Annotated in this window: 12 protein-coding genes; 7 read left to right on the forward strand and 5 right to left on the reverse strand. The window is 76.0% G+C overall.

Annotated elements, in window-relative coordinates; genetic code table 11:
* Positions 1-157 precede the first annotated feature (157 nt).
* Together ABTZ17_RS33280 and ABTZ17_RS33285 are read right to left on the reverse strand one after the other, a co-directional pair.
* Entirely contained in the window at positions 158-886 is a 729-nt protein-coding gene (locus tag ABTZ17_RS33280) for an SOS response-associated peptidase (protein WP_352199533.1), read from the reverse strand.
* 102 nt (positions 887-988) lie between these two features.
* A complete protein-coding gene (locus ABTZ17_RS33285) occupies positions 989-3,088 on the reverse strand; it encodes an MMPL family transporter (RefSeq protein WP_352199534.1) in 2,100 nt (699 codons plus the stop codon).
* 74 nt (positions 3,089-3,162) lie between these two features.
* On the opposite strand from ABTZ17_RS33285, the gene ABTZ17_RS33290 reads away from it, so the two are divergent.
* The gene (locus ABTZ17_RS33290) at positions 3,163-3,654 is read left to right on the forward strand and encodes a MarR family winged helix-turn-helix transcriptional regulator (RefSeq protein WP_352199535.1); all 492 of its coding nucleotides are present in this window, start codon (positions 3,163-3,165) and stop codon (positions 3,652-3,654) included.
* Positions 3,655-3,747: 93 nt separating this feature from the next.
* On the opposite strand, the gene ABTZ17_RS33295 is transcribed toward ABTZ17_RS33290, so the two are convergent.
* The gene (locus tag ABTZ17_RS33295) at positions 3,748-4,527 is read right to left on the reverse strand and encodes an HAD family hydrolase (RefSeq protein WP_352199536.1); all 780 of its coding nucleotides are present in this window, start codon (positions 4,525-4,527) and stop codon (positions 3,748-3,750) included.
* Positions 4,528-4,673: 146 nt separating this feature from the next.
* Between ABTZ17_RS33295 and ABTZ17_RS33300 the strand changes: the two genes are divergently transcribed.
* From ABTZ17_RS33300 to ABTZ17_RS33310, 3 genes are all read left to right on the forward strand, one after another.
* Positions 4,674-5,129, forward strand: a complete 456-nt coding sequence (locus ABTZ17_RS33300; RefSeq protein ID WP_352199537.1) for a cupin domain-containing protein — start codon at positions 4,674-4,676, stop codon at positions 5,127-5,129.
* Between the two features lie 122 nt (positions 5,130-5,251).
* On the forward strand, positions 5,252-5,818 hold the full coding sequence (locus ABTZ17_RS33305; RefSeq protein ID WP_352199538.1) for a hemerythrin domain-containing protein: 567 nt from the start codon (positions 5,252-5,254) through the stop codon (positions 5,816-5,818).
* Positions 5,819-5,876: 58 nt separating this feature from the next.
* Entirely contained in the window at positions 5,877-6,914 is a 1,038-nt protein-coding gene (locus ABTZ17_RS33310) for an AraC family transcriptional regulator (protein WP_352199539.1), read from the forward strand.
* A gap of 9 nt (positions 6,915-6,923) precedes the next feature.
* Here the strand turns inward: ABTZ17_RS33310 and ABTZ17_RS33315 are convergent, their stop codons facing one another.
* Positions 6,924-7,376 (reverse strand): VOC family protein, encoded by a 453-nt coding sequence (locus tag ABTZ17_RS33315; RefSeq protein WP_352199540.1) that lies wholly within the window; start codon positions 7,374-7,376, stop codon positions 6,924-6,926.
* Between the two features lie 163 nt (positions 7,377-7,539).
* Positions 7,540-7,785 carry a hypothetical protein gene (locus ABTZ17_RS33320; protein WP_352199541.1) on the reverse strand — a complete coding sequence of 82 codons (246 nt, stop codon included), beginning with the start codon at positions 7,783-7,785 and terminating at the stop codon, positions 7,540-7,542.
* 242 nt (positions 7,786-8,027) lie between these two features.
* On the opposite strand from ABTZ17_RS33320, the gene ABTZ17_RS33325 reads away from it, so the two are divergent.
* The 3 genes from ABTZ17_RS33325 (at position 8,028) to ABTZ17_RS33335 (ending at position 13,046) form a co-directional block, all read left to right on the forward strand.
* Positions 8,028-9,470: an SWIM zinc finger family protein gene (locus ABTZ17_RS33325; RefSeq protein ID WP_352199542.1), complete on the forward strand. Its 1,443-nt coding sequence runs from the start codon at positions 8,028-8,030 to the stop codon at positions 9,468-9,470.
* On the forward strand, positions 9,467-12,163 hold the full coding sequence (locus ABTZ17_RS33330; protein ID WP_352199543.1) for a DUF6493 family protein: 2,697 nt from the start codon (positions 9,467-9,469) through the stop codon (positions 12,161-12,163). The genes ABTZ17_RS33325 and ABTZ17_RS33330 overlap by 4 nt, the downstream gene beginning before the upstream one ends.
* 244 nt (positions 12,164-12,407) lie before the next feature.
* Entirely contained in the window at positions 12,408-13,046 is a 639-nt protein-coding gene (locus tag ABTZ17_RS33335) for a carbonic anhydrase (RefSeq protein ID WP_352199544.1), read from the forward strand.
* Positions 13,047-13,137: the final 91 nt, after the last annotated feature.

The following is a 13,137-nucleotide window of genomic DNA, read 5'->3' on the forward strand; positions in this document are numbered from 1 at the left end:
GGGGGCCGCGGGCCCCCCCGGCCCCGCCGCCCGCACCCCCCGCGGGGGCCCCCTGCCATCGGGCCCCGGGGCCGGCCCGGCGGGGGCCGGCGGCCCCCCCCCCACGTCCCGGGACGCGTCGCGGGGTGCCGTCGTCGGGCGGCCGGAGCCTTCCCGGTCAAGCCGGGTCGAGGAGGTGGGGGCCGTTGTTGCGGACGTTGTTGACCCGGGTGGAGACGGCCGTGGTGGCCAGGCGTCCGTCGGCGGGGGCGTGCAGCAGGGCCCGGAGGTCGCCGGTGTCCTGGTGGGCGGGGTCGAGCCAGGCGGCGAAGTCGTCGGGGTGCAGGGCCAAGGGCATGCGCGGGTGGATGCGGCCCGCGGCGTCGGTGGCCTCGGTGGTGAGGACCGTGGCGGTGGTGAGCCAGGCGGCCGGATCGTCCTCGTCGGGGACGGCGGGGTCGCGCCAGAACTCGTACAGCCCCGCCATCGCCATCACGGTGCCGTCCTCGGGGCGGATGAACCAGGGCTGCTTGTACGCCTTGGCTCCGTCGGCGGCCGGGACCGCCGTCCACTCGTAGAAGCCGTCGGCGGGCAGCAGGCACCGCCGCTTGGTGAACGCCTTCCGGTAGGCGGGCTTCTCGTGGACGGTCTCCACCCGGGCGTTGATCATGCGGGAGCCCACCGACGGGTCCTTCGCCCAGGAGGGCACGAGGCCCCAGCGGACCGGGCGGAGCCGGCGCAGCACCTCGCCGGTGTCGTGGTCGGCGCGTTCCAGGACGGCCCACACCTGGTCGGTGGGGGCCACGTTCCAGGAGGGGCCCGGGGCCGGGCGGGTGGGGTCCTGCTCGGCTTCGAAGAGGCCGGCGAGGTCTTCGGGGGCTCGGGAGGAGGCGTATCGGCCGCACATGCCCCCACTCTCGCACCATCGGCCCGCCGGCGGGGCGGTCCCGGGCCCTCCACCCGGGCGGGGTGCGCGGCCGGCCGCGCGCCCCCGCCCGGGACGCCGTCCTCAGCTCGACGGCGTGGTGGGGGCGGCGGGGGTCCGGGAGAGGGTCCCGGGCCACCAGGCGCGCGGGCCGATGTCGATGACCAGCGCCGGGACCAGCAGCGAGCGCACCACGAGGGTGTCGAGGAGGACGCCGAAGGCGACGATGAAGGCGATCTGCACGAGGAAGGCGAGCGGGATGACCATGAGCGCCGCGAAGGTCGCCGCGAGCACCACGCCCGCGGAGGTGATGACCCCGCCCGTGGTGACCAGTCCGCGCAGGACGCCTTCCCGGGTGCCGTGCGTGAGGGACTCCTCGCGGACGCGGGACATCAGGAAGATGTTGTAGTCCACGCCGAGGGCGACGAGGAAGACGAATCCGTAGAGCGGGACGGAGGCGTCGGTTCCGCTGAAGCCGAGCAGGTCGAAGACGAGCGCGGAGACGCCCAGGGTGGCCAGGAAGTTGAGGGCGACCGTCGCCACCAGCAGCACGGGGACGAGCAGGGAGCGCAGCAGCGCGATCAGCACCAGCAGGATGACGGCGAGGACCACGGGGACGATCACGGTCCGGTCGCGGGCCGAGGTCTCCTGGGTGTCGGCCTGCTGGGCGGTGTAGCCGCCGACGAGGGCCTCGGCCCCGGGGACGGCGTGCACGCGGTCGCGGAGTCGTTGCACCGTCTCGATCGCCGCCTCGCTGTCCGCGGCGGCCGCCAGGGTGGCGTCCAGGCGGACCCGTCCGTCCACGACGAGCGGATCACCGGCGCCGGGGCGCCCGCCGGTGGTCACGGGGGTGACGGAGGCGACGCCTTCGGTGCCTTCCGCGGCGGTGCGGACGGCGGCCGCGCGGCCCGCGTCCGTGATGATCACGGCGGGGTTGCCGGATCCTCCGGGGTAGTGCTCGGCGAGGGTCTGCTGGGCGCTGACGGAGGGGGCGTCGTTGACGAAGATCTCGTCCAGGGGGACTCCCTTGGCGGAGAGTCCCGGGGCGAAGGCCGCGAGGGCCAGCAGCAGGAGGGCCGTGGAGACCCAGACGCGGCGCGGGGCGCGGTCGATGGCGGCGGCGAGGCGGCGCCACACCTTGTGTCCTTCGGCGGCCGTGTCGCCGGGTCCGGGCACGGCGGGCCAGTAGGCGGCCCGGCCGAGCAGGACGAGGACGGCCGGCAGGAAGGTCAGGGTGCTGAGGACGGCGCAGACGATGCCGATGGCGCCCACCGGTCCGAGCGCCCGGTTGTTGGTGAGGTCGCTGGCGAGCAGGGCCAGGAGTCCGAGGGCGACGGTGGCCGCGCTGGCGGTGACGGCCCCGGCGGAGCGGCGGACCGCGGCGGAGGCGGCGCGCGTCCGGTCGCCGTGGGCGGCGAGTTCCTCGCGGAAGCGGGCGGCGAGGAGGAGGGCGTAGTCGGTGGCGGCGCCGATGACGAGGATCGACAGGATGCCCTGGACCTGGCCGTCCACGCGGACGGCGCCGCGGTCGGCGAGGGCGTAGACCACGGCGCAGGCCAGGGCGAGGGCGAAGACGGCGCTGACGATGATGACGAAGGGCAGCAGGACGCTGCGGTAGACGAGCAGGAGGATCAGCAGGACCGCGCCGAGGGCGACGCCGAGGAGCAGACCGTCGATGCCGGCGAAGGCCCCGGAGAGGTCGGCCTGGGTGGCGGCGGGTCCGGCGATGGCGACGCTGGTGCCGGGGACCCGTCCGGCGGCCTCCCGGAGGTCGTCGAGGGTCGGGGTCAGCTCCTCGCCGAGGTCGGGGGCGAGCGGCACCACGGCACGCAGGGCCTCGCCGTCCTCCGAGGGCAGGGCCGGCGAGGGCGCGGCGACGGTGCCGGGGGCGTCGGCGAGTCCGGCGAGGACCCGGTCGGCGGCGGCCCGTTGCTCCGCGGTGACGGTGCCGCCGTCCGCGGTCCACACCACGATGGCGGGAACGGAGGCGGAGCTCTCGAACGCCTTGCGGGCTTCGAGGACCCGGGTGGACTCGGCGCCGCGCGGCAGGAAGGCGGCCTGGTCGTTGGTGGCCACTTCACCCAGACGGCCCGCGTACGGGCCGAGGGTGCCGCCGATCCCCAGCCAGACGATCAGGAGGACGAGCGGCACGGTCCAGCGGGCCCAGCGCGGCGTGTTTCTCACTGCGGTTCCTTACCCCGGTACAGATAGGTCAGTGATGAAGAATCTCAATCATCGAGAGATCTTATGCTGAGCGCATGCCTGAGACCGACAGCCCCCCGCACTCCCTTCCGTCGGACGACCCGATCGGGTTGCAGTCCTTCGCCGTCCTCCTGCGTCGGATGAACGCGGAGTTCAACCGGATCGCCCAGGAGTTCGCGCAGGCCCAGGGGCTGCACCTCACGGACGTACAGGCCCTGATCGCCGTGCTGGACGCGGACGCCTCGGAGGACGGGCCGATGACCCCGGGCCGATTGCGCGCCCGCCTGGACCTGACCTCGGGGGCCATGACCGCCTGCCTGGACCGTCTGGAGCGGTCGGGGCACCTCCATCGGGTCCGCTCGGCGGAGGACCGCCGCGTGGTCCACCTCCACTACGCGCAGGCGGCACGGAAGGTGGCGAGGGACTACTTCCGGCCCCTGGCGCAGGGCACCGACCGGGTCCGGTCCCGCTTCACGGAGCAGGAGCTGCGGGTGGCGGCCCGCTTCCTGGCGGAACTGAACGGGGAACTCGACCACATCGGGCGATGACCCGTGCCCGGCGCGGCCCGGGGCAGGGGCCGGGGCCGGGGCCGGGGCCCTGACGACGGTCACCGCCCGCACGGGGCACCGCCGTCCTCCGTGTCACCGGCCCCCGTACACCGGGTGCGCACCGCCGTCCGCCCGGTGGACGGCTTCCCCGCTCCGGGAACCCGTGGCGGGCGTCGCCCCGCCCAGGGGGCCGGAGTCGATGGCCCGGAGCAGCGCGGCCGGATCCTCGTACACGGTGACCGGGCCGGCGGCCATCAGCTCGGCGCGCGAGACGCCACCGCTGAGCAGGCCGACGCAGGGGACCCCGGCCCTGGCGGCCGCCCGCACGTCCCAGACGGTGTCGCCGACGAAGACGGCTTCCCCGGGCCGGGCTCCCGCCCGTTCCAGAGCCAGGTGCAGCAGGTCGGGCGCGGGTTTCGTCGCGTCCACGTCGGCCGCGGAGGTCACGGCGTCGATCAGGTCGTCGGCGTTCAGGGCGGCCCGAATCGCGGCGACCTCCTCCGCCCCGGCCGAGCTGGCGAGCACGATCCTGCTGCCGCGCGCCGCCACGGCCCGCAGCAGATCGCGGGCACCGTCCAGGAGGGGCATCGAGGCGTACCAGGAGGCGTACAGGACCCGGTGGGCGGTGCGCAGTTCCTCGTCCGCCCCGTGATCGCGGGCGGGTCCGAGGAGGTGGTCCAGGATACGGTCGCCGCCGATGCCGACGGCCCGGTGGATCCGGGCCATGGACACCTCGTGGCCGTGTTGGCGCAGCGCCTGCCACCAGGTGACCACATGCAGGTAATTGGTGTCGACGAGGGTCCCGTCCAGGTCGAACAGGACCGCTGCGGGCCGTCCGTCGGGATAGCGTGCCGCAGCCGTGTCGGTGGCCATGTCATCACCCCTCGTGTCCTCGGCGGCGGAGTCCTTCCGTCCCGCGCCTTCCCGGGGCCCCCGCGGTCATGCCGGGCGTCCCCCGGACGGAGGCATGGCCGGCACCGCGGAGGCATGTCCGGCACGGTCGCGGGCAGCAGCCCTCCATGAACGGACAGAAGACGCCCGCGCCCGGCGCGGTCCCGGCGGCTCCTGTAGCGGTTCCGGACCCCTCCGAGCTGCTCGAGATCGCCTATGAGGTCGGCCGGGACTTCCCCCGGTGGCGGGCCCGGGTCACCGAGGCGGAGGGGGAGGGCAGCTGGGTACAGCTCTTCCGCAGCGGTCACCTGCGGGTCTGGGCCGTCGCCTGGGACCGGCTGCCCCCGGGCACCTGCTACCTCTCCCACGAGCGGATCCGCGGAGCGGTGTACGTGGCCCGGGGGACACTGGTCCACGAGCGTGCCCGGTTGGGCGACCCGCCGCACACCACGCGGGTCCCGGCGGGCAGCGGGTTCTCCTTCGACGAGACCTTCTACCACCGGATGCACCCGCCGACCGGGACCGGGCCGACCGTCAGCGTGCACGCCTTCACCCCGGACCTGCCGCCCGGGCTGCGGGACTGACCGTCCCGGCGCCCAGGAGAGGCCCGCCTCCGCATGGGGCCCGCGCGGGCCGGGCAGGCGCGGAGCAGGAACGTCCGGGCGCCATCGGGCCCCGTACCACCACCCCGGCCGGAGGGACATCCATGGGACACGGAGGAGACGTCGTGCGGGAACTCACCGCCGACCACGAGGAGATGAGGGAACACTTCCGGGACCTGTCCGAGGTCGGCGACCCCGCGAGCCGTCGCGTGCTCGCGGACCGGCTGACCATCGCGCTCGTGCGGCACTGCGCCGCCGAGGAGGAGCACTTCTACCCGGCGGTGCGCGCCCACCTCGACGGCGGGGACCTCGTCGCCGACAAGGAACTCGCCGACCACGCCCGCGCCGAGGCGCTCCTGAAGCGCCTGGGGGAACTGGACGCCGGCGGCCCGGAGTTCGCGCGGTGCCTGGACGAACTCCGCACGGACGTCCTCGCCCACCTGCGGGACGAGGAGGAGAACCTCTTCCCCACCCTGCGGCACAACTGTCCGCAGCCCCTGCTCGACGACCTCGGCGACCGCGTCCGGCGCGCCAAGCGGTTCGGGCCCACGCGGCCGCATCCGGACGGCCCCGCCACTCCCCCGGCCAACCGGATCGCCGACCCGGCGCTGGGCCTCGTGGACCGGGCACGGGACCTCGTCTCCGGGCGCGGCAGGCGGGGCCGGCCGTGATCGCGTGCCGACGCCGCTCACTGGGCGGGGAATTCGCGGTCGTCTATGCTCTGCCCCCGTGGTGTCGCACGCGCATCCGGGAACGACCTCCTCCGCCCTGACCCGCCTGAGCATCCGGGCCGCTCGCACCCTCGGCGTGCCCGAGCGCCAGTACGGTCACCTGCCGGGCGTGACCACGGCGCACCTCGACGACGACCTGTGCCGGATGCCCTCCGGCACCACCAACCGGATCGCGGAGCTCACCACGGGGCACGTCGCGTGGACCGGACTCGCGGCCGTCCTGGCGCGGCAGTCGCCGCTGGGGACCTTCGGGGTGTGGGACTACCTGGTCACGTCCGCGCCGACCCCGCTCGACGGACTGCGGGACGCCGCCGAGCACTTGGCGGCCGTCGCGGACGCCGGGACGGACGCCCTGCACGTCAGCGAGGACGGCGACCTGATCACGGTCAGCCACGCCAACCGGGGGGACCTGACCCACGAGGCGGCCTGCGCGGTGCGCGGCTACGCCCTGGCGCTGTACCAGGACCGGATCAGCGAGGCGGCCGGGCGCCGGATCGTGCCCGTCTGCGTGAGTCTGGCGGTGCGCACCCCGCGGCACCACGCGGACCTGACCGCCCTGTACGGGACCGGCACCCTCGAGTTCGAGGCTCCCGTGACCGCGCTGACCTTCCGCGCCTCGGACCTGAGGGCCCCCTCCCCGCAGGGCCGGCCCGGCCTGTCGGCGGTCCTGCGCAGGCACGCCGCGCAGCAGCTCGCCGCGTCCGTCCCGTTGCGCGACTGGCTGGACCTGTTCCGGGCGAGCCTGGCCGCCGTGCCGGACGGGGCCGCGCCGACGCTGGCCGAGGTGGCCCGTCGGATGAACCACAGCACCCGGACCGTGCAGCGGAGGCTGGAGGAGCACGGCACCACCTGGCGCGGGGAGACCGAGCGGTTGCGGCGGGAGCGGGCCACCCGGCTGCTCCTGGACACCGGGCTCGGGGTCGAGGCGATCGCCGCCCGGACCGGTTACGCCGACGCCCGCGCCCTGCGGCGGGCGGTGCGGCGCTGGCACGGCACCACCCCGGCGGCGCTGCGCCGGGACGGAGCGCGCCCCTGAGGGGGAGGTTCAGGCCGCGCAGAACTCGTTGCCCTCCGGGTCCCGCATGACCCACCAGTGACCGGCCGGGCCCTGATCCACCTCGTGGACGCGGGTGGCGCCGAGCCCCTCCAGCCGGGCCACGAGGGCGTCGAGGCCGCCGGGCTCACTGTGGACGTCGATGTGGAGGCGGTTCTTGCCGGTCTTGGGCTCCGGGACCTCCTGGAACAGCAGTCTCCGGCCCCGTCCCACGCCACTGGTGGGGTCGAAGGGGTCCTCGGGGTGCCGGACGGCGGCGTAGCCGCGGAAGAGGCTACGGCCCCGGTGTTCGGTGACGGCCTCCTTCGGGAGGCGTCCGGCGGCCAGCAGGTCCGCGATGAGGGGACCGGGGTCCTCCACCTCGTACTCCAGTGCCGCCGCCCAGAAGTCGGCGAGGGCGGGGGCGTCCGCGCAGTCGATGACGAGCTTCCAACTCAGTGCCATGGGGCCCATTTGTACGCGCAACCGCTCCCGCGCGCCAATCGGAATCCCGCGTCCCGGGTGTCACCGGAACGCGGACCGCGACGCCGTGCGGGGCACGGCGTCGCGGTGTCACGAGGTCGGGACCGGCGGTCCGCCGGTCACCTTCCCGCGTGGTGACGGTGCGTCACTTGGCGCCGAGGTGGTCGCCCTTGGCCCACTCGATCTCGCCGCCCTTGGCGCAGCTGGAGGTCCAGGCCGGGCCGAACGGCGCGGGAACGGCCGCGGCGGAGGAGCAGTTGGACGAGAAGCTGCCGTGACCGCCGGAGAAGTGCTCGAAGTCGACACCGTCGGTGGCCAGCGCCGCACCGGCACCACCGAACAGGATCCCGGCGGCCAGGGCGGAGGCGGCGAAGGCAGAACGCATGCGCATGAAGATCTCCTCAAGAACTCGATCGCGCGCCGGTGAGCGCGCGCCGACCTTTCAACACCGCCCCCCGGCCACGGGAAACGACGCGTCACTCCAACGGCCCGGCCCGACCCCCGCAACGGTGAATGTGCCTCCGGCAACCCGGCGAAACCGCCGCACCCCCGGGCCTCCCGCTCGTTGTACCGCGCCCGGCGGCCCCGGCGGACCGCCGGGCGTTGTCAGTGGGGAGATCTACGTTGACGCCCATGAGCCGATCAACGCAGGCCCTCGCCTACGCACGCCCGTCCGCCCTGACCGCCTCGGCGGGCTCCCGTCTCCTCGGCCTGGAGACCTCGGGCGGGCTGACCCCCGCCGGCCCGGAGGCCCATCCGCAGTTCTTCGACGGGTTCCTGAAGGACCCGCAGGCCGCGGCCCGGGGCCTGCTGGCGGTGGCGGACGTGGCGGCGACCCGCTACTACCAGCGCACCCTGCGGGCCTCGCTGGACCCGGTGGTCACGGCCAACGGCGACCGGCTGCGCTTCGAGTCCTTCTCCGGCTGCTGCGGGGTCTACGCCCGGCTCGACGTGCTCCCCGAGGGCCTCGACGGGGCGGACACCGGTCACGGCACCACCAACGTGGACGTGAACAACCCGCTGCGCGAGGCCCTGTCCCGGCTCACGGGCTCGGAGCCGCTGCACCTGCGGGTCGGCCCGGAGGAGCTGGCCGTCACCACCCTCGACGGACCGGTCGTGGAGAAGAAGGTCCCGCTGCCGGACCGCTGGCTGCGCGGCTTCGCCGAATCCCAGGTCATCGGGGCCGGGTTCGACCTGCGGGCGGAACTGTCCGCGGCGGAGGCCCTGCGCTTCCTGCGGGGCCTCCCCCGGCCGGCGGCCGGCTCCGGGGCCCGCGCGCCGCTGTGGGTGGTGCCGGCCGGCGGCGGCCTGCGGCCCACCACCCGCCCCGTCCCCGGCGCCGTCTGCCTCGCCGGCCCGGAGCGGCTGGCCGCGTTCCAGCGGGTGCTGCGGCACGCCACCGGGCTGCGCGTGTACGGCCCCGCCCACAACGACGGCGCCCCCACCGCGGCCGCCTGGGAGCTGGGCCTGCCGGGGATGCGGCTGACGCTGACCCTGTCCCCGGAGCCGGCCCGCGGGTTCTCCGGGGAGGGTGGGGTCCTGGAGGCCCTGGCCACCGACGCCGCCGCGGCGGACGCGGACCTGATCTCGGTGCTGCTGTCCTGGGAGCCGCGGGTGGACGTGGCCGAGCTGGCCGCGCAGGCCGGGATCGACGCGGAGCGGGTCCGGGCGGCACTCGTACGGCTCGGCACCGACGGCCGGGTCGGCTACGACGCCGCCGACGCCTCCTACTTCCACCGCGAACTGCCCTATGCGGCCGGGCGGGCCGAGCGGCACAACCCGCGCCTGGTGGCCGCCCGCGCCCTCGTCGACGAAGGGGCCGTGGGGCTCGGTGCCGACGGCACCGCGACGGTCCGGTCCGGGGAGCGGACCTATCTGGTCCGGGAGACCGCCGGCGGGGTGATGGGGTGCACCTGCCGCTGGTGGGCCGACTACCGGGGCCGTCGGGGCCCCTGCAAGCACGCCCTCGCCGTGCGTACCGCCCGCCGTTCCGCCGCCACCGCGACGGCCGGGCCCGCCGCGGAACGCCCTCTCGTCCACGCCACCACCGAAGCCACTGCCGGAGAGACCTCGTGAACGACCTGCTCGAAGCCGTCCGCGCCGGACGCGGCGACCTCGTCCCCGCCCTGCTCGCACCGCTCACCGACGCCGAGCGCCGGGCCCGGCTGCCGGAGCTCACGGCCCTCCGCCGGGAGGTGCGGGGCTGGGACTGGAGCCGCCGCTGGGACGCCGTGAAGACGGTGCGGGCGCTGCTGTTGGCCGGTGCGGGCTGCCAGACCGGGGCCGCTGCCGCCGCGACCTGGATAGCCGCCCGCGAGCTGCGCGACGGCCGCGCCCACGACGCCACGACCCTCGCGGCGCTCCTGGCCGGACGCGAGCCCGCCTGGCGGGCCGACGTGGCCCACCGGCTGGCCGCCCGGACCTCCACCGTCGCCGAGGACTATCCGCTGATCCGGGCCCTGTTGGCGGGCACCGGAGCGCCGATGCCGGGCGCGGACGGGTTCGTGCACGCCTGGGCCCTCGACGCGGCCTCGGGGAGTCCGGACGGCCGACGGCGGCGCCGCGAGCGGCCCAGGCCGCTGCGGGTGGCGCTGCGGGAGGACCCCCACACCGCCGAGATGGTGCCGAAGCTGTTCGAGACGGCGGAGCCCGCTCCGTCCCTGATCTGGTACGACGATGCCGCGGCGGCGGGCCGCTGGCCGGCGGAGCTGGCCCGACTGGCGGACGAGGGCGTGGTGGCCCGGAGCGTGCTCGTGTCGGGCGCCGTGTCCCGACTGCTGCGCGGCGGGCGGGCCCGCCAACTCACCTTCTACGCGGACCTCCTGGACGTCCTGGACCTCACCGTGGAGGAGCGGGCCGCGCACATCGCGGACTGGATCGCGCTGACGGCGGACGCCGAGTCGCCCCTCGCGGCCCGGGCGCAGCGGATCCTCGGCGGACTGTTCGAAGCCGGGCACCTGGACGCCGAGCGGCTCGCGGAGATGTCGGTGGCGGTGTTGTTCCGTCCCGAGAAGAAGCTCGTCCGGGCGCAGTTGACGCTGTTGGGGAAGGCCCTGCGGCGGGACCGGGAGGAGCGGTTCACGCTGCTGCCCGCGGTCGCGGCGGCCTTCGGGCACGCCGACACGGCGCTCCAGGAGCGGGCGTTGGGGTTGGTTTTCACCCATCTGGGGGATGGGGACGAGGAGTTGCGGTCGGCGCTGGCCTTCGAGGCCGAGCAGCTGGGTCCGGCGCTGCGGCGCCGGGCGGCCGAGGTGTTCGGTGCGATCGCCGACCTGGACGCGGAGACGGAGGGCTATGAGGAGGTGCTTCCCGTGCCGCCCGCGCCGCGCCGTCTCGATGACGGGGACCGCTCCCTGGCGGCCACGGCGGAGCTCGTCGCCGCCCTGGTCAACGCTTCGGTGCCGGATCCGATGGAGGCCGAGACGGCCTGCGACCTGCTGGTGCGGCACGCCCACCGGGACCGGGAGGCGCTGATCGGGGCGCTGCGGCCGGTGGTCGAGCACCGGTACTGGTCCACGGAGGGCCTCGGCCGTCGGGACCTGCGGTACCTGCACGGGGTGGAGGTGCTGGCGGCGGCGGTGCTGGGCCGGGTGGCGGCGGCCGATCTGGTGCCGGAGTCCCGGTCGGGGAGGCCGGGGAACGGCGGCGGCTGCGTGCACGACTCCCTGAACCGGGTGACGCGGGCCCGGGTGCGGGAGGCCGCCCTGGCCGTGCTGGCCGGGGATCCGCCGCCGTTCCTGTTGGCCACTCCCGGGTGGGACTCGGGCGCACTGGATCCGGCGGAGCTGATCGAACGGCTGGCGGAGTACCGGCGGCTGGGCGTCGGGCCCGGTCCGGTGGACTTCGGGCAGGCCCTGCTGCGGGTGCGGCGCGAGCCCGGCGCGGCGGACGCGGCGGCGGCGCTGGGCACCCCCGAGGGCACCCGGCTCGCGGCCTGGCTGGCGGGGGCGGAGGCCGCGGAGCGGGCGCCGCGGCGGACGGTCGTCGACGGGGACCCCGCAGTGCGGTACCTGTGGGGCGAGGAGCGGAACTCGGCGCGCCGGGTCGTGGTGGGGCTCGCGGAGCGGCCGGAGCTGCGGAAGGGGTTCCCGGGGGTCTTCCACGCGCTGGGCGAGGACTTCTCCGGGCGGGCCGGGAACTGCCGGCACTGGCGCGGCGGGGAACTGTCGGCGCTGGCGGTCATGCCGCAGGACCGGGAGGAGCAGGCCGTGTGGCTGCTGCCCGGGGTGACGGGCTGCGCGACGGTGGAGGAGCGCGGGATCGGCCCTTCGCTCTCGCGGCTGGCGGAACTGGGCGGGCCCGCCGGGCCGGCCCTGCACCTGGCGGTGGCGACCGGGCTGGGGGCGCGGCACGCCGAGGACCGGCTGGCCGCCGTGGACGCCCTGCTGGTCCTGGCGGGTCGGGGCGAGCTGGACACGGCGGTGCTGGGGGCCGACCTGGCGGAGTTGCTGTCCCTGGGCACGGTCAAGCCGAACCGGCTGGCGGACGCCCTGCGGACGGCGGCGGCCACCGGTGCCTGGGGCACCACGTGGGCGCTGCTGGCGGGGGCGCTGCCCGCGGTGTTGGCCGACGGGGCGGCGCGGGGGGCCGGGGAACTGCTCGCCGTGGCCGCGGACTGCGCGGAGCGGTGCGGGGCGGTCGGCCCGGTGCCGGAGGGTCTGGAGCCCGCGGCGGCCCGGAGGGGCGGCTCGCAGCTGGCCGTGCAGGCCCGCCGGCTGCGGACGGCGCTCTCGACCGGCTCGGGAGCCGGTCGGGACGGTGCGGCCTGAGGCTGCTCGGGCCCACCGGAAGGGGCGGGGGTGGGGTGCGGTCGCCTCGCGCGGCTGCCCGGGGCCGTGACCGGGTCGCCTCCCGCGACGCGGCCACCCGCCGGTCCGTCCCGTCCCGCCGGGCCCGCGGGGGCCCCCGTGGTCACGCCGGGGCCACGGGGCGCGGCGGGCGCCATGGGACACGGTGGGCGTCGGGTGGGGGGCACGCGCGGCCGGTCCCGCGGGTTCCGGCTAGTCTGCGCCCATGACCGACGACCGAATGAATGTCCAGGAGACGCTCGCGACGCTTCTGGCGGGCAACGAGCGCTTCGTCGCCGGGGCCCCCGAGCACCCCAACCAGGACGCCGCCCGGCGGGCCGAGCTCGTTCCCGCGCAGACGCCCTTCGCGGTGCTGTTCGGCTGCTCCGACTCCCGACTGGCCGCCGAGATCATCTTCGACCGGGGCCTGGGCGACCTCTTCGTCGTCCGGACCGCCGGGCACGTGGTGGGCACGGAGGTGCTGGGCAGCATCGAGTACGGCGTGAGCGTGCTGGACGCTCCGCTCGTGGTCGTCCTCGGGCACGACGCCTGCGGCGCGGTCGCGGCGACCCGGGCGGCCGTGGAGGAGGGCGCCACCGCCGGCGGCTTCGTCCGTGACGTCATCGAGCGGGTGACGCCGAGCGTGCTGGCGGCGCGGGCCGCGGGCTACAGCGAGGACGGCGACTACATCGCCGAGCACATCCGGCACACCGTGGACCTGCTCCTGGACCGTTCCCGGCTGCTCGCCGACCGGGTCGCGGCGGGTCAGGCGGCCGTGGTGGGCATCGCCTACCGGCTCGCGGACGGCACGGCCCAGCTGGTGACCGCGCGTGGTCTGGAGGTCCCCGCGGGCACCGCGGGCTGACCGCCGAAGGGCCCCACGGCCCGGTGGGCGGTGTAGTACCGGCCACGCGCCTGGCCCTGGGGCTCCAACCACTCCAGCCGCACCATCTCAC

It is taken from the genome of Streptomyces sp. NPDC097619 (genome assembly GCF_040302735.1).
Taxonomy (GTDB): Bacteria; Actinomycetota; Actinomycetes; order Streptomycetales; family Streptomycetaceae; genus Streptomyces.